Origin of the sequence: Lacticaseibacillus hulanensis (assembly GCF_004010095.1) — a bacterium.
Classification (GTDB): Bacteria; Bacillota; Bacilli; order Lactobacillales; family Lactobacillaceae; genus Lacticaseibacillus; species Lacticaseibacillus hulanensis.
On record NZ_RRYD01000036.1, the window covers coordinates 14,726 to 30,880 of the forward strand.

Consider the following 16,155-nt stretch of genomic DNA (forward strand, 5'->3'; position numbering starts at 1 on the left):
CTGAATAATTACCCTAGTCAGCGAACAATTCTGTAGTACACCTGCGCGGTCGCCTTGTACATTAGAACGTAAACCAAGGCGAAGACACCAAGAGTGGCGGCGGTGATTACTGCGAACTGGCCCCAGTTGAAAATGCCAAAGAGGGTGAGGACGCGTTGAATGAACGGCGCCGCAATTGCGGTGTGCACGCCGGCGACAATCAGGGGGATGTAAAACAGCGTGAGCAGCTGCGAGTTGATTGTGGCCCGGACTTCACGCTTTGAAAGACCAACCTGCTGCAAAATCTTGTAGCGCTTGGCGTCGGCGAGACCCTCGGCGACCTGCTTGTAGTACAGAATCAGCGCGGTGGCGAGGATAAACATGATGCCAATGAGGATGCCCAGGAAGAGGAAGGCGCTCATCCAGCGCAGGACTTGCTTGCGACTCTTGGCGGCGCTTTGTACCTGCAATGCCCCCAGCTTGGTTTTCTGGACCTCATTGGCCATCGCAATCTGGTTGGCTGGCTTACCCTTTAACTTGAGGTAAACCGAGGTCTGGGCGTTGCTGAGCATTGCTGCCATTTCCGTTTTGCCTAGCTTGGGGCTGAGTGCGTGGGCCATCTTGGTGATGGTGGCGTCGTCCTTGAAGACAATCAGCGCGTTGCCGGTGGCTGAGAGGTTCGTGGTGTAGGGCATGTCGTCCCGTCCCTGAACCTGCATCACGTGGTGACCAAAAACCAGCTTTGTTCGGTTCAGGTTTCTGGTCGTGCCCAGCAGGATACCATCGTCTGTGAGGGTCACGTGCTTGCCCGTCATGCGGTTGTAGTTGGCCAAAGTCATGATGTCCGTATTCGTAACCTCATGACTGGGGCCGAACACGCCGGCGTAATCCTTGTCGCTGGCAAGGCGGACATGGTTGACACCCATATTCACGGGCAGTGACGTGCTGATGACGGTCACCGTGCGCTTTTGGATGGTCACGTGGTGCTTGGCGGCAATCGTAGCGACCCGCGCCTTGTTTTGGGCGGGCGTAATCTTGGTGTTAGCGTTCTTGTCCGCCGTTGTTTGGCGCAGGTACTGGAAGTCGGCCGGGTTTGACGTGTTCACGATTTGCGGTACGCCGAGGTACAAGGTGATGGTGGTGGCAATCGTGACGAGCGTCATCGTGGCGAGAATGGTGATGGAGGCCAGACCCGCACCGTTTTGCCGCATCCGGTGAATCATGTTGGCAACGTTGATGAAGTGGGCGGGCTGGTAGTAGTAGCGCTTGTTTTGGCGCAGGCGCTTGTAGATGAAAACGGAGCCGGCGATAAACAGCGCGTACGTGCCGATGATGACCAGAACTACGGCGATGAAGAACCACTGCAAGGCTCCGAGTGGGTTGGTGATACCGATGGCTGCGGCGTAACCGGCAACCAGGCTGATGACACCAACAATCAGTAGCAGCCAGCGCGTCTTGGGTTCGCGTTCGCCCGCACTGACGGCCTGCAGCATTGCCAGTGGCCGGTGTTTGCGCAGCCAGTTGGCGTCAAGTAAGACGAGGAGAACAAAAATCAAAGCGATAATGCCGGCCGCCAGCAAGATGGGCCCCGGATCGATGCCGAAGTGAATCTTGCCGGGGACACCGAGCATCTTGCCCAGCGCGAGGTAACTGAGGCGGGCAAAGGCGGCGCCGAAAACCGCACCACAGACGATGCTGATAGCCGCACAGATGGTAAGTTCGGCGGTGACCATTAGGCGCAATTCACGTTTGCCAAAGCCAATGATGCTGTAGAGTGCAAGCTGCTTGGTCCGTTGCTTGAGCAAAAAGCCGTTTGCGTACCAGGCCAGAATCACGGCGAAAATGATCATGACTTCGGAGCCATACTTGAACATTTCGGTTGTGGCGGCCTGCACGCCGAGGCTATTATCCGCGAAGATGGCGCTGGCGTCGGCGTGAACCGACAGCATCACCACGTTCATGATCATGAGCAGCGTCATCGCGAGCAGGAAGGGGACAAATATCCGCTTGTGGGCGCGGATGTTGGTGGCGGCTAAGCGAAAGTAGAACATCAGATGGCCCCCTTAGTTGCGTTGGCGGTGTTGCCGTCACCCTGCTTGGCCAGCATTGCCGTCATCGTATCGCTGATTCTGACCAGCATTTCGTCTTGAGTCAAATCGCCGCGGTAGAGCTGGTGGAAAAGTTGACCGTCGCGGATGAACAGGACGCGCTGGGCGTGACTGGCGGCGACGGCCGAGTGGGTAACCATCAGGATGGTTTGGCCCGTGGCGTTCAGCTCGCTAAACAGTTTGAGCAGTTCATCGGCCGTGCGTGAATCCAGTGCGCCGGTGGGTTCGTCCGCCAGCAGCAACTCCGGCTTGGTAATCAGGGCCCGCGCGGCGGCAACGCGCTGCTGCTGACCACCGGATAATTCATACGGGAACTTGGCAAGCTTGTCGTCCAGGCCGAGTTGGGGAGCCAAAGCGGCGACACGCTTTTCCATTTCGGGCACCGGCGTTTTGCTTAAGACGAGGGGCAGCACAATGTTGTCGAAGACGTTGAAGGTGTCGAGCAGGTTGAAGTCCTGGAAAACAAAGCCGAGGTGCTCGCGCCGGAACTTGGCGGACTTGCTTTCGGGGATGGTTTGCAGCTCAGTGCCGTTAAGGTTGATGCTGCCGGCTGTGGGCTTGTCGAGGGCGGCGATGAGGTTGAGCAGGGTGCTTTTACCCGAACCGGATTCACCCATTATTGCGACGTACTCGCCGGCCTCAACGGATAGCGAAATGTCGGTTAGCGCGTGCACGGCGTTGGCGTTAAAGCGGGTGTGGTACGTCTTGGCAACGTTGCTTAGTTCCAAAATTGTGGACATGTTTTCTCCTCCTTCGCGCCGGGACCAGAAACAATCGGCGCGTCATCGCGAGTGACCGCGAACTTCTTATTGGTTATAGCATAGCCCGCACCGGCCGTCAGTGGTACTTACGAGAAGCGGTTTAACCTTACAATGTTGTAAGGTTAGACATGGGACCAATAGCCCCCATCGATGGAAGATTGGCTTAAGTGGATCAGGGACAAAAAAAGCCCGCAATTGCGGGGCCTTTAAGCGAGATCAATTAAAGCTTGCAAAGTCGGCGCCGTATCGTCGTGGCGGGGACCACATAGAATGAGGGTCGCATAAAACACCCAATTACGTCAGCTGATGCCTAAATCGACGCTAGTGAAAACCCGACAATAATCAATACCCATGTAATTATTGTGTATTTTTTCGTTTCTTCACGGTAAACACTGGCTTTTAACATTAACGCTCCAGCACCACCGATGAAATAGCCAAACCCATGAATCATAGTGCGCATTATTTTGCCTTCCCGAAATTATAATTCGTTCCTACAGGTAACCATTGATACAACAACACTACCGATGATGCCAGCCACACTTGTTTTTGCTAAAATCTTACTTGCTGCAGATCCCATCTTCACGACTATTTTCCCAAGCGCCTTTGCAATTGCATACGCACCCACTGTTCCTTTGCCTAGCGCAAGATTGCTTTTGGTATACGCTTTAATTAGTGATGCAAATGAAGCAACTTCGCCTATTCCTGGAATTGAGTTTAGCGCAATGCAAGTTAAATATGCAACCGACCCTTTTTCCCCTTCGCCAAAGGTTTGCTGTTCATAAGTTTCTACAATTGCTTGAGAACTTTCATCCCCATTAAGAGCACGTTCACGCAATGGATTGATGTTCGTGATGACATAATTGTTATTGTCATCAATGTAACCTACTTCGTGAAAATAAAAGTTAACTTCATCAACAATGGCATTAACCTGTGCATCGGTGAAGCCCGTATCGTTGTTCAGATAACCTGTTTGCCCCAAACCACTTGATGGCAATTCAAATCCAGAGTAACCAGTTGTTAAATCTGAAGTAGCGATGTTGGTAGTTGCATAATCAGCATCCGTTGTTGCAAATGTGGAAATTGACGGAGCTAATGCACTTGCAAGCATTAATGCGCTTAATAAGGCGTAACCTAACTTTGATGTTTTCATAGTGTGGTGCCTCCTCAGTATGTTAGTAGGCTAGCTGGTAGTAAGATTCCGGTTAACCCCCTAAATCAAATGTATCAGTTTGACCAGTTCTAATACAAGCACTTTCGCGAAGGAATTGTGTTATTTTTGGAATTTATTTTCAGAATGCCCATCTATTACGTTTTCTTTAATCGTTTTCAATTTGCGTTATTTAATGAAGCGTCTAACTTCTTTGTAAGTAGTATTATGGGCCCTAATATTAGGTTGATAATAATTTACATATTCGCTTTTAATAACGTAAGACGATTCAGAATCACTTTTGACGACTGATTCGTGTATCAGTTGACGAGTGGAGAGCTACTTGTTTGAGAGCAATGCAGTTTAAACGATAACTGTCATTTTAAACACTAATTTGCCTTTTAAAAGCATCTACTGTACACCGTATCATCGGAATTAATCTACTTAATTGGTGAGTGCAAGTTATTCGTCCTGCTCGTTGCTCACTGCAATTTTGCCAGTACCCGTGCGGCCAATCCCGGCGCAATCAGTTGGGTGTCCTGGCCAAAGTTGCGTGCATCATGCGCGTGCACGTTGGCCAGTGAATCGCCGGTGAAGAGCAGCTGCCCGAAACGGGCCCCGCGAAATTCCGTGCAGGCGGCCAGCGCGGCGCACTCCATTTCAACGACGGTGTAGCCGCTGTCCAGCGCCGCCTTAATCTTGGTGGGTGTTTCGCGGAAGAACGCGTCGGTGGTCCAGGTCCGCACGGTCGCAACGGGGAGGTCGGCATCGCAAAGCACTGAACGGATGTAGCGGGCAAAATCAGCGTCCAGGTTGATGGCACTTGCCGCGGGGAGGTAATGGAAGGAAGTGCCCTCATCGCGCAGGGCACGCGTCACCACGAGCAACTGATTTTCGGGCGTATCCGTCAGCACGCCACACGAACCAAGGGCGATGATGTCCCGGGCGCCGTACGCAATCAGGAATTCCATGAGCTGGACGGCTGCAGGCGCGCCAAGTGGGGCCCGGCACACACCAATTTCGGTGCCGTCCACATCGATTGCATAGACCGTGAACACGTTTGAGACCGTCTCAAAGACGCCGCGTTCCGTGTGTGGATACTGGCTGACGAATTTGGCTAAATTCTCCGGTGTAATGAAGGCAAAGATCATGCGTGCAGGGAAGGTGTAACCCTCGTTGCGAAATGGGCGGATGACTCCTTCCCCGTGGTCGAGGTGCATTAAGGGTAATTCAGGCATGGCGGTCTCCTTTGGTGGTAGTTACATAGTTAGGCAGGAAATTAGGTGGGGGCTGGCGTTTTGCGCTAGTGTAGTTGTGCCCATTTTACACGCGTGCAATCGCGGAGTCTAGGTGGTATTATCAGACAAAATAAGCGCGGAGGTGGCAAAATTGACCTGCCAAATTATCTTAATCCGGGGTAACTCCGGCAGCGGTAAAACGACGCTGGCACAAAGCTTGCGCGGGGAGTTGCCCGATTGCATGCTAATTAGCCAGGACGTGGTGCGCAAGCAGATGCTGGACGAGCGTGACCGGCCCGGCAATAAAAGCATTGGTTTGATGCAAGCCAACATTAACTGGGCCTTGCAAAACGTGCGCTACCTAATTATTGAAGGGATTTTGCGCCGTGACGTTTACGGCCAGATGCTGTCTGACTTGCGCCAACGTGCCGGCGCAAACCTGCACACGTATTATTTCGACCTGACGTTTGCAACGTGCGCTGCGCGGAATCAGCAAAAACCGCGGCCGTTCCCCGAAGCGTGGCTGCGCAAGTGGTGGCAACAGGATGACCAGCTTGGGTTTGAGGACGGCACGTTTACAGCCTCCGTCGATTTTGCCGAACAGGTCGCGCAGATACGGTCGGCCGTGCAAAACTGAATGGGCCCGCGCGAACGGATACGTCATCGCCAATTGAGCTTTGCCTGTGTTTTCACAAAATCATCGTAAATACCCTTACCGGTTTGGCCTGACTGACCTATACTAAAGGCGGTTACATTAATTTATTTGTGACTGCCAACTGTAAAGCTAGTGGCTGCAAGGCAGGAGGTATTTGTATGAAGATTAAAGCGGCGGTAGTTGCTGCAAAAAACGCGCCTTACGAAATTCGGGACGACGTTGAACTTTGTGAAATGGGTCCAGATGACGTGCAGGTGCACATGGTTGCCAGTGGGATTTGCCACTCCGACGAGGCTCTGCGCATTGGGGATGCCGTAATCGACTACCCAATCGTGCTTGGTCACGAAGGCAGCGGGATTGTTGAAAAGGTCGGACCTGAAGTCACGCAGGTTAAGCCTGGTGATCACGTTGTACTGAGCTTTTACGCTTGCGGCCAGTGCAAGAGCTGCCTCAAGGGGATTCCAACGCAGTGCGAAAACTACGCGCACAACAATCTTTCTGGTGTTCGGCCCGATGGTAGCAGTCACTTCACCATCGACGGCAAGCACGTGGCCGACATGTTCGACCAGAGTTCCTTCACCACCACGACCGTCGTGCGTGAACGCAACATCGTGAAGGTTGATAAGGATCTCGACCTCCGCAAGCTCGGCCCACTGGGTTGCGGCTACGTTACTGGTTCCGGGACCGTGCTGAACACACTGAAGCCAAAGCCTGGTGACACGATTGCTGTCTTTGGGACCGGTGCCGTTGGGTTGGCCGCAATGATGGCCGGCCGGATTTCTGGTTGCGTCAAGGTTATCGGGATTGATATCGTTGACTCCCGTTTGGCGCTGGCCAAGGAGCTCGGTGCAACGGACGTCATCAACAGCAAGAACGTTGACGTGGTCAAGGCGGTCAAGGACTTAACTGGTGGCTACGGCGTTGACTGGGCCGTTGACACAACCGGTGTTACCGCCGTGATGGAAGACTCCATCAAGGTGCTCGCACAGGGCGGGACAACCGCAACGATTGCCGTTACGGCCCACCACATTGATGTCGACACCTGGAATGACCTGTGTGTTGACGACAAGAAGATTGTCGGCGTCAACATGGGTGACTCCATTCCACAAATCGACGTTCCGCGTCTGATTGAGTTCTACAAGATGGGCATGTTCGACTTTGATAAGACCGAAAAGTTCTACAAGTTCGATCAGATCAACGAAGCCAGCGCTGATTCGAAGGCCGGCAAGACAATCAAGCCAATCCTCGTAATTGACGAAGACTATGTTCCTGGCAAGTAAAAATTAAATTAAAAGAATAAGCGTCGCGGCCAAATCGGTCGCGGCGCTTATTCTTTGCGGAAACTCTTTTGTGCAAGGTGAATGAAGACCTTTGTGCCCACCCCAATTTGCGACTGCACGCTGAGCTTGAAGCCGAGCTTTTCGGCGATGGTTTGGCTCATGGCGAGTCCAAGCCCACTGGCCTTCTGGTTCATGCGGCCGTTATAGCCGGAAAAGCCTGGTTCAAACAGGCGGGGCAGGTCGCTTTTGGCGATGCCGATGCCGGTGTCGGCGACCACGATTGCGTCCGCTTCGGCGTAAACATCGACGCTGCCGGATTCGGTGTATTTGGCGGCGTTCGTGAGAATTTGTTCGAAAATAAAGCCGAGCCACTGGGCATCCGTGACCACTACTGGCAACTGATGAACGTGCACGGCGAGGTTCTTACCAATGAAGAGGTCGGCAAGCTCACGAATGGTGTGGTTAACAAGGGGCGTGAGCGGCGTGGCGGTGAGCACGAGGTCCCGGTTGACGTCGTTTAATTTAATGTAGGTTAGCATCATCTGGACGTAGCGGTCGATGCGCCGGACCTCGGTGCGCGCGGCTTGGATGTCCACGGGTGGGACCTGAAGGAGCAGGTCGAGGGCGGCCAGCGGGGTCTTCATTTGGTGACTCCAGAGGGCAAAATTATCGCTCAGAGTCTGCGTTTGCTTCTGGGTGGCGACCTGCAGCGCCGCTTGGGCATTATTTTGCGCGGCGATGATGCTCTGGTACTGCTGTGCCATCGGGTCACTTGATTCCGGCATGCGGCTGAGTGGATCTTCGGCGGGGGTCAAATTCAGTTCGTGATACTGATTGCACCACCGCCACGCGTCGACACCAATGATGGGCAAAAGCAGGGCGGCCCCGATGACCACCCCGTCAAGTAGCGCAACTGGCGGCAGGTCTTCCAGGAAAACAATGCTGGCGGCGACAACGATGATAACGGCGAGGACACTCCAGGTCAAGACGCGGGCCTTCGCGTAGGCGAGTACATCACGCATCGGCAGTCACCGCCAATCGGAAGCCGGCGCCGCGCACCGTCTGAATGGCGGCATCCAGGCCGATTGCCGCACACTTCTGGCGCAACCGGGTCATAGTGACGGCCAGCGTGTTCTGGTCGATGAAGGCGTCATTTTCCCAGAGCTTGCGGATGATTGCTTCGCGCCCGATGACGGTTCCGGGTGCGGCAAAGAGCATGCGCAAGATGCGGGTTTCCGTTGGTGTCAGGTCAACGGTCTGCGCCGGCGCGTCATTTTGCGGCAGCCGGGTCACGCGGTTGTCTAGTGCGGCCAGCTCAAAATTGCCAACGGTGTAGCGGCCGTCCGCCTGCTGGTATTCGTAGGTGCGCCGAAGCAGCCCCTGAATTTTGGCCAGCAGCACCGGCAGCTCAATTGGCTTGGTGAGGAAGTCGTCGGCTCCCATGTTCATCGCCATCACGAGGTTCATGTCGTCGCTGACGCTGGTCAGGAACATGACGGGGACCTTCGATTGTTGCCGCAACAATTCGAGCCAGTGGAAGCCGTTAAAGAACGGCAGCCGGATGTCCATGAGCACAAGGTCCGGCGCGCCGGCTGTGATCTCGGCGTCAACCTTCGTGAAATCGTGCACGGTCATAACAACGTAGCCCCACTGCCGCAAGTACTGCGCAATGGTGCCAGCAATTGTTGGTTCATCTTCAACTAAGAATATTGTTTGCGCCATGATGTCCTCCAGAAAGTTAGCCGCACCCGATAACGCGGTGCGCAACTTAATTGCTAGGCTTAGTTTAACAGTTATTGGGCGAGTGGGGGCCGGGCGGAGGGCTGAAATTTATTCGGCTAGGGTGTATGTTGGTGTGGGGTTAAAACGCGCCGGACTGACCTTGATTGAGGTCACGCCAGCAGAGTTTTCGTCGGCGCTTCGGCAGCTGCGGTGGCGCACGGCTCGGCTGACCGCATTCCTGATTGTCATCCTTCTAGTGATGCAGATGTTAGACAGCCATGAGTTGTTTGCCTGGTCGCACATCATGTTTGCACTTGTGTTCGCCGCGGTTTTTGCCCCGGCCAGTTACACAAGCGAGAAGGCAGACATTCACGTTATCGATGAGGATTAATAGTAGGGAGTGGCATTATGCAGCAAATCAAAATCGGCTCAGATTCCGTGCCCGCGCTGGGTATGGGCACCTGGCACATGGGTGAAGGTGGCAGCGCAAAGACTAATCAGGAAATCGCCAGCCTGCGTTATGGCCTAGATCACGGGCTCACGGTCATTGATACGGCCGAAATGTACGGCGAGGGCGCGGCGGAACGCGTGGTCGGCCAGGCAATTAAGGGCCGGGACCGGCGGCAAATTTACCTGATTTCGAAGTTCTACCCGTGGCATGCAACTGCGCAATTAATTCGGCAGTCGCTGGCGCAAAGCCTGGTGCGGTTGGGGACGGATTATCTTGATTTGTACCTGCTGCACTGGCGCGGGACGACACCACTGGCGGAGACCATTGCCACGCTGGCTCAGCTGCAACAAGAGGGCCGCATCCGGGCGTACGGTGTCTCGAACTTTGACACGGATGATTTGGCGGAAGCTTGCAATGTCCCAGGTGGTGCCGGAATTGTCGCCAACGAGGTGCTGTACAACGTGGCCGCGCGCGGTATTGAGTACGACCTTATCCCAGCGCAACAGCAAAAAGGCATTACGCTGATTGGCTACTCGCCGTACGGTTCCGGCGATGGGCGGGCAATTCGGGTGCCCGCGGCGTTGCAGGGCTTGGCCGCCGACAAGGGAATTACGGTGCACCAGTTGCTGCTGGCGTGGGTTTTGCGCAGCGGGAACGTCCTCAGCATTCCCAAGGCCAGCAGTATCGAACACATGCAGGCCAACATTGACGCGGCCGCGGTGCAACTAACCAGCGCGGACTGCGCGCTCATTGACCAGTTTTTCCCGGCGCCAACGCTCAAGGTGCCCCTGGCTGAGATTTAGGCTGCGGGTGCACCGGCATCATTTGCGGATGCGGCATAGTTAGGTAGTAATAGGCGTCAAAATAAAAAGGCCAGCATCCGTGGATGTTGGCCTTTTTGCGATGAATGACCGCGTTAGTTACTTGCGGCGACGGTGGTGCTGGATGGGGTGCTTTTCGCGGTACTGCTCTTTTTGGGCCGCGCGCATCCGCTGACGCCGCACCAGCCATACGTTAAGGATGACCGCAATTAGCATGACGATGACCGCGGCGACTTGCTGGCGGAGGGCTAAGAGGATGAAGACGACGACGTAAAGCGTGTAGTAAGTGAGTGAGGCAACGTTGAATGATTTCTTCATAATAATAACTACCAAGTTTCTAAATTAAATTATAGTGGTGCAGGCCAAATTCGATGCCACCGTCCATGTTGCTGCGGGTAATGAACTCCGCGGCGGCCTTGAATTCGGGACTGGCATTGGCCATTGCGACGACGTGGTCGACGGCGCGCGCCATGGGCAGGTCGTTATCGCCGTCGCCGAAAGCATAGCTCGTGGCGCCGCGAAACTCGGCGCGGCCCAGCAGGCTGTTAACGCCGGATTCTTTGCTCAACCTAGTTTCGATGAGGTCAATGTCGTAGGGCGAATCATGGTAAAAACTGATTTGCGGGAACAGTGCCCGGTAGCGGTCCGTTATTGCCCGGCCCGCCGCGTTGTTGGGGACAAAAATCAGCATGCGCGTCGCCCGCGCTTTGCGGTAATAATCGGGCTGAACGGGCGGCAGCGTTTGGCGCACGTCTTCATAGTTGGCGCGGCTAAGGTCATCAAGCCCCGACAGTACGGTGCCTTCCTCGTTGTACCACGCCGCAACCAGACCATCCGCGGCGCACTGCATCGAAATGGCCCGCGTCAGTTCTGGATTGATGTATTGGCGCTCGACTATATCACCGTGCGCGACGATGGTGGCCCCGTTACCGGCAATGGCGTTTGTGATGCCGGTACTAGACATTAGGTCCTTAATTTCCCACAGGTCGCGGCCAGTGGCAATCACCGGCTCATTGCCATTAGCAACTAGTTGTTTAAGCGCCGCTCGCGTTGCAGGCGAAACGGTCTTATCATCCTGGAACAGTGTGCCGTCCAGGTCAAAAAATACTACTGCGCGTGTCATGATTTCACCTCGAGTTGTCGGTAATTAGCGTAGCAGTTTATAATAGTCAGTGCAAACGGTTTCTGGGATGGAAGCCGGATAATGGAGGCGTAAGTTAATGGGCAAATGGATTGCGGGCTACACGGCGATTTTTGTTGTGGCGATGGCGGCACTGTGGCTGTTCTTCGGAAAAAACGGGGATGTTAAGCTGTTTTTGATCTGCGGCGTGGTTGCGTACGTGGCTGGACTTATCGGCACGAGTCAGCGGCCGCGGAAGTAGAGAAAATTAATGTTAAGGGCGAGCTCCGCAGCCCTGCTCGTTCCGCTCAGCACCAGCGATGCTCGCGAGCAACCCGGGTTGCTCCGCTCTGTGAACTACAAACGCGCCCCGCATTGAGGATGATTTCTCCTCAATACGGGGCGCGTTTGTAGTTAGGAACAAAAACATACTGGCAGCTGGGGCTTTGCGAAGTAGTAGCCCTGGCCGCGGGAGATGCCGATGCTGCGGGCAAGGCTCACGTCGTCTTCGTTCTCGATGCCCTCGAAGGTGAAGAGCATTTGCTGCTCCTCAGCGCGGTTGAACCAAAAGCGTAATGACGAAATGGTTTCGGGCGATGTGGGTTCACCGAGGCGGCGCATGTTCTGGAGCGCAAACTTAACCGTGTTTACGTACGGCAACATGTCCTTTACCCGGGCGTACAGGTTGTCCGACCCGACATCATCAATTGCAATGAGCATGCCGGCGGAGCGGTAGTAGACGCTCATTTTTTTTAGAACATCAAAATCTGGCGTTTCGACCAGCTCGATGGTTAATTGGCGCGGGACCATGTGCGTGCTCACGTATGCGGTGAGCGCCCGCATAATTGCCATGTTCGCGAATTGCTGGTTCGTGAGGTTGATGCTGACGCGGTGGAAGTGCAGGTCACGAATAGCGTTGTCTAACGTTTTGATAAGTGTATCTGCAGGTAGTTCGAACGTATCCGGCCGCTGCCAGAGACGCTCTTCACTGTTCCACTCGCGCAGCAGAAGTTCATACACAATGACCCGGCCCGTTTTTATGTTCTCGATTGGCTGCGCAAAAAAACAATACTCTGGCATAATGACACTCCCCCCGTGACCTCATTAATAGTAGTTTAACGGAAGTACGCCAAGTTAACCATCTTTATTTGTTATTTTTCCTCGCGACACCTGTAACACATTGCTTACTCAAACGATAAGTTCTATTTTGACTTGGCCCGGTAAGCCGCAATTCGAGCGGCCCGGCTGGTAATCATGGCGCGGACAAATTCGCGCAGGGGCGTGTTCAGGGCGGACGTGTCAATCAGGTCCGCAAATGGCGCGGTAACGAACGTGTCGTCCTTGTCGCTCAGCAATTTTTCGGCCCAGGTCGGGTCAAAAATCAGTTGCTGACCAATGGCGACGGCATCAGCGCTCGCCAAAACGCGGGCCACGTCGGTGCGGTTGCGAACACCACCGACACCGATGAGCGGCATGCTGCCAGCCAATTCCGCTTGGACGTAACCCAGCATGGATTGTTCCTGGTAAGCGGGATCTTGGCTCTTGCGCGTGTAGTTATTCAAGGACAGGTGCAGGTAATCCAGCTTGGTTTCACGCAGCTGGTCGACAAGCCAAAGGGTATCCGCAAACGAAATACCCGGCTTTTCGAATTCTTCCGGTGAAACGCGGTAGCCAACAATGAACGGCCGGTCGGCGTACTTGTCTACCGCCGCAAACACACTGGCGAGCAACTCCTTGATGAAGTGGTAGCGGTTGGTTAGGCTGCCGCCATATTCGTCGGTGCGCCGGTTGGAGTGCGGGGAGAAGAACTGCTGAATGAGGTACGTGTTAGCGCCGTGCAGTTCGACGCCATCAAACCCGGCCTGGATTGCGCGGCGTGTTGCTTCACCGAATGCGGCAATGGTTGCGTGAATTTCGTCTGTGGTCATGGCGCGCGGAGTTTCTGCTCCGGGGCGCTCTGCGGCCACCGCGCTGGCAGATACCGGCTGCTTGCCAGACAGTGTGGCGCTGCTCGTCATGCGGCCGCCGTGAAAAATCTGAATGATGGCCTTAGCACCCTTTGCCTGGATTCCTTTGGCGAGGGCTTGCAGCTCGGGCAGATACAGGTCAGAGGCGATACTCAGCTCGCCGGGCCAACCCTTGCCGCCGTCCTGGACGTTGGCGGCCCCGGTGATAACGGCCCCAACGCCGCCCGCCCGCGCGCTGTAGTACTCGATTTCGTCGCGGGTGACGGTCCCGTTGTAGAAGCTCTGCTGGGTGGTCATTGGCGACATGAATAGCCGGTTATTGATGGTGACGCCGGATTTTAAGGTTAGTGGTTCATTGAATTTTGGCATGTTACGACTTCCTTTGATTGTAGTTTCCCCGAATACAAGTCTAGTTTAAGTTGCCAAGGCGAGGATGTGTAAGGACAACTAAACAGGTGTGTCCCGCCAGCACCGCCGCCGCTTATTTTGCTAAGCTGCAGGGGCGGTGCTGAGGCAAAATGTGGGGCGTGGCGGGCGGATTTAAAGCTGAGCCCGGTGTATACTTGGGGAAAAAGGACGGTGGATGCGATGTATACATTTGCGCCAATTAAGGACGCGGAAACGGGTGCTGCAGCTCTGGCAATTTACGAAGCGAATGCGGCCTATTATCAGAAAATCGGCGAACCGCGACCGACAATCCAGACGGTGCTGGATGACGCGAAGGAATTGCCCCCAGCGACCCCAGCGCGGGCCAAGCATTTTTGGCTGGTGAAACAGGCGGGTAAACCCGTCGCGGTTCTTGATTTAATTGAAGGTTACCCGGACCAGACAACGTTATATATTGGGCAACTGGAGGTGGCAACACCGCGGCAGGGTCACGGACGCGCAATCATTGACCAGCTTAAGGAGCAGATTGGTAGCCACGGGTACAAACGGATGGAGCTGGCAGCCGTTCACGCCAATAAGGATGCGGCTAAGTTCTGGCTAGCGCTTGGCTTTCAGCTGTTGCGCCAAGTGGAGGGTGAATTATCGCCTGGCAACCAGCAGCTGCTGGACGTGTACACGCTGAAACTGGAATAAATCAGGCCACGGGCAGAATCGTTGCCGAATAATTAACCGAGTTGCAAATAGTTGCCATCCTTGTTATTCTAAGCGCAAGTCAAAGCTTGGGGGCTAGTAAGATGATGACACAGGCGGGAATTACCATGGGCGATACCATATTTGCCGCAGCGACGTTTGTCGTTGTGGCTTTGCTGGTGGTTGTCGGCGTAATTGCGGTTAAATTCATGCTGACATACATTCGGGTCCACAATAAGTAATGGGTTATTAGCGGCGGTGCATCGGTGCACCGCCGCTTTTGTATTTCAGGGTAAAAAATAAGGGCGCTAACCGATTTGGTTAGCGTCCTTATTCGTTATGTAGCGGTGAGCCTTAAGACCTTCTGAACGGTTTCCCGCCGATCCGCTAACCCACCAATATGGTTTGGCACCATACGCTAAGGATAGCATGGTCGGCGTGGTAAAAGCAACCGTATCTTTCTGACCAGAACGAGCATGGACATGGCCCGCTGGTGGCAAGTTGCTTGAACAATATTTAGATGTGTCGAGGAATCGTTCGCAAATACGTTAATTGGCCTCTTGAAAAGTATTTTTCGTTCGGGTTTGACAAAAAGTCCCTGCGCTAGTATAGTAGCTCCTTGGTGTGAATGATTAATTTATTTCAGCCAATATAGTTCGCCTTTTAAGTGTGGAGGAACCCTTATGCAGATTTTTGACTACGAAGATATTCAGCTAATCCCGAACAAGTGCATTGTGCGCAGCCGTCGTGAAGTGGACACGTCCGTCCAATTTGGCCCGCGGAAATTCAAAATTCCCGTGGTGCCTGCGAACATGCAGACAATCATTGATGAGAACCTGGCTGTTTGGCTCGCGAAGAACGACTACTTCTACGTCATGCACCGGTTTACTCCCGAAACGCGGGCTGACTTCGTGGCGGACATGCATAAGCAGGGGCTGTTTGCCTCGATTTCCGTCGGGGTTAAACCCAGCGAATTTGGCTTCATTCAAGAACTGGAAGACAAGAAGCTCGTGCCCGAATACATCACCATCGACATCGCCCACGGGCACTCCCAGGTAGTTATTGATATGATTCACCACATCAAGCTCCACTTGCCTGACGCCTTCGTGATTGCCGGCAACGTCGGGACGCCTGAAGGGGTGCGCGAACTGGAAAACGCTGGTGCGGACGCAACTAAGGTCGGCATTGGCCCCGGGAAGGTTTGCATTACCAAGCTCAAGACCGGGTTTGGGACCGGTGGCTGGCAGCTGGCCGCTCTTCGCTGGTGTGCTAAGGCGGCCAGCAAGCCAATCATTGCCGACGGTGGTATTCGGAACAACGGGGATATTGCGAAGTCGGTTCGTTTTGGTGCCAGCATGTGCATGATTGGTTCACTCTTTGCCGGGCACGAAGAAACGCCCGGTAAGAAGGTGGAGGTTGACGGTCAACTTTTCCAGGAATACTACGGATCAGCTTCCCAGTACCAGAAGAATTCCCACCACAATATTGAAGGTAAGAAGATTCTGTTGCCAATCAAGGGGAAGATCGCTGACACGTTAACGGAAATGCAGGAAGACTTGCAGAGCGCCGTTTCATACGCGGGCGGCCGAGACTTGCCGGCACTACGGAAAGTTGATTACGTCATCGTCAAGAATTCCATCTTCAATGGTGATCAGTACTAAACGGTATAGGGGCCGCGACTAGGCGGGGCCGGTGCGCGGTCGCCAGAAGCTGTTGGCGCTTTAGCGCCTTTACAGCTCTGGACATCGTAGTCGTGCGGCTGGGATTTTCCGTGCGGCCGGTTGAAGCCCCAAAAGCGGGGTCTTCAACCTAAAAACATACTAAGCTTA

The 16,155-nt window shown here is 54.2% G+C and carries 19 protein-coding genes; 8 read left to right on the forward strand and 11 right to left on the reverse strand.

Translation table 11 applies throughout. The features are described from left to right. Nucleotides 1-17: 17 nt before the first annotated feature. From EKN00_RS09385 to EKN00_RS09400, 5 genes are all read right to left on the reverse strand, one after another. The gene (locus tag EKN00_RS09385; RefSeq protein WP_127849904.1) at nucleotides 18-2,030 is read right to left on the reverse strand and encodes an FtsX-like permease family protein; all 2,013 of its coding nucleotides are present in this window, start codon (nucleotides 2,028-2,030) and stop codon (nucleotides 18-20) included. Next, nucleotides 2,030-2,827 (reverse strand): ABC transporter ATP-binding protein, encoded by a 798-nt coding sequence (locus tag EKN00_RS09390; protein WP_127849906.1) that lies wholly within the window; start codon nucleotides 2,825-2,827, stop codon nucleotides 2,030-2,032. The genes EKN00_RS09385 and EKN00_RS09390 overlap by 1 nt, the downstream gene beginning before the upstream one ends. Nucleotides 2,828-3,158: 331 nt before the next feature. Further along, nucleotides 3,159-3,308: a hypothetical protein gene (locus tag EKN00_RS10885; RefSeq protein ID WP_164848096.1), complete on the reverse strand. Its 150-nt coding sequence runs from the start codon at nucleotides 3,306-3,308 to the stop codon at nucleotides 3,159-3,161. 18 nt (nucleotides 3,309-3,326) lie between these two features. Then, nucleotides 3,327-3,998 carry a hypothetical protein gene (locus tag EKN00_RS09395; protein WP_127849908.1) on the reverse strand — a complete coding sequence of 224 codons (672 nt, stop codon included), beginning with the start codon at nucleotides 3,996-3,998 and terminating at the stop codon, nucleotides 3,327-3,329. 479 nt (nucleotides 3,999-4,477) lie between these two features. Next, nucleotides 4,478-5,233, reverse strand: coding sequence for a nucleoside phosphorylase (locus EKN00_RS09400; protein WP_127849910.1), 756 nt, complete (start codon nucleotides 5,231-5,233; stop codon nucleotides 4,478-4,480). 151 nt (nucleotides 5,234-5,384) lie between these two features. On the opposite strand from EKN00_RS09400, the gene EKN00_RS09405 reads away from it, so the two are divergent. Then, on the forward strand, nucleotides 5,385-5,870 hold the full coding sequence (locus EKN00_RS09405; protein ID WP_164848097.1) for an AAA family ATPase: 486 nt from the start codon (nucleotides 5,385-5,387) through the stop codon (nucleotides 5,868-5,870). Nucleotides 5,871-6,046: 176 nt separating this feature from the next. Next, nucleotides 6,047-7,168, forward strand: a complete 1,122-nt coding sequence (locus tag EKN00_RS09410; protein WP_127849914.1) for an NAD(P)-dependent alcohol dehydrogenase — start codon at nucleotides 6,047-6,049, stop codon at nucleotides 7,166-7,168. A gap of 47 nt (nucleotides 7,169-7,215) precedes the next feature. On the opposite strand, the gene EKN00_RS09415 is transcribed toward EKN00_RS09410, so the two are convergent. Beyond that, complete coding sequence (locus tag EKN00_RS09415; RefSeq protein WP_127849916.1) at nucleotides 7,216-8,190, reverse strand: sensor histidine kinase; 975 nt, start codon at nucleotides 8,188-8,190, stop codon at nucleotides 7,216-7,218. Continuing rightward, entirely contained in the window at nucleotides 8,183-8,890 is a 708-nt protein-coding gene (locus EKN00_RS09420) for a response regulator transcription factor (protein ID WP_127849918.1), read from the reverse strand. The genes EKN00_RS09415 and EKN00_RS09420 overlap by 8 nt, the downstream gene beginning before the upstream one ends. Before the next feature lie 133 nt (nucleotides 8,891-9,023). Here EKN00_RS09420 and EKN00_RS09425 point away from each other — a divergent pair, with 133 nt between their 5' ends. Both EKN00_RS09425 and EKN00_RS09430 read left to right on the forward strand, forming a co-directional pair. After that, nucleotides 9,024-9,281, forward strand: coding sequence for a hypothetical protein (locus EKN00_RS09425; protein ID WP_127849920.1), 258 nt, complete (start codon nucleotides 9,024-9,026; stop codon nucleotides 9,279-9,281). A gap of 17 nt (nucleotides 9,282-9,298) precedes the next feature. After that, nucleotides 9,299-10,144 carry an aldo/keto reductase gene (locus EKN00_RS09430; protein WP_127849922.1) on the forward strand — a complete coding sequence of 282 codons (846 nt, stop codon included), beginning with the start codon at nucleotides 9,299-9,301 and terminating at the stop codon, nucleotides 10,142-10,144. A 117-nt stretch (nucleotides 10,145-10,261) separates the two neighbouring features. Here the strand turns inward: EKN00_RS09430 and EKN00_RS09435 are convergent, their stop codons facing one another. Then, nucleotides 10,262-10,480 carry a hypothetical protein gene (locus tag EKN00_RS09435; protein WP_127849924.1) on the reverse strand — a complete coding sequence of 73 codons (219 nt, stop codon included), beginning with the start codon at nucleotides 10,478-10,480 and terminating at the stop codon, nucleotides 10,262-10,264. 19 nt (nucleotides 10,481-10,499) lie between these two features. Next, a complete protein-coding gene (locus tag EKN00_RS09440) occupies nucleotides 10,500-11,285 on the reverse strand; it encodes a Cof-type HAD-IIB family hydrolase (RefSeq protein WP_127849926.1) in 786 nt (261 codons plus the stop codon). Between the two features lie 97 nt (nucleotides 11,286-11,382). On the opposite strand from EKN00_RS09440, the gene EKN00_RS10890 reads away from it, so the two are divergent. Beyond that, complete coding sequence (locus EKN00_RS10890; protein WP_164848098.1) at nucleotides 11,383-11,544, forward strand: hypothetical protein; 162 nt, start codon at nucleotides 11,383-11,385, stop codon at nucleotides 11,542-11,544. A gap of 152 nt (nucleotides 11,545-11,696) precedes the next feature. Here the strand turns inward: EKN00_RS10890 and EKN00_RS09445 are convergent, their stop codons facing one another. Together EKN00_RS09445 and EKN00_RS09450 are read right to left on the reverse strand one after the other, a co-directional pair. Next, entirely contained in the window at nucleotides 11,697-12,362 is a 666-nt protein-coding gene (locus EKN00_RS09445) for an EAL domain-containing protein (protein ID WP_127849928.1), read from the reverse strand. Nucleotides 12,363-12,484: 122 nt separating this feature from the next. Next, complete coding sequence (locus EKN00_RS09450; RefSeq protein ID WP_127849931.1) at nucleotides 12,485-13,618, reverse strand: NADH-dependent flavin oxidoreductase; 1,134 nt, start codon at nucleotides 13,616-13,618, stop codon at nucleotides 12,485-12,487. 219 nt (nucleotides 13,619-13,837) lie between these two features. Between EKN00_RS09450 and EKN00_RS09455 the strand changes: the two genes are divergently transcribed. From EKN00_RS09455 to EKN00_RS09460, 3 genes are all read left to right on the forward strand, one after another. Then, complete coding sequence (locus tag EKN00_RS09455; protein ID WP_127849933.1) at nucleotides 13,838-14,329, forward strand: GNAT family N-acetyltransferase; 492 nt, start codon at nucleotides 13,838-13,840, stop codon at nucleotides 14,327-14,329. Nucleotides 14,330-14,430: 101 nt separating this feature from the next. Continuing rightward, nucleotides 14,431-14,568, forward strand: coding sequence for a hypothetical protein (locus tag EKN00_RS10895; RefSeq protein ID WP_164848099.1), 138 nt, complete (start codon nucleotides 14,431-14,433; stop codon nucleotides 14,566-14,568). Nucleotides 14,569-15,009: 441 nt separating this feature from the next. After that, a complete protein-coding gene (locus EKN00_RS09460) occupies nucleotides 15,010-15,987 on the forward strand; it encodes a GMP reductase (protein ID WP_127849935.1) in 978 nt (325 codons plus the stop codon). Nucleotides 15,988-16,155 lie beyond the last annotated feature (168 nt).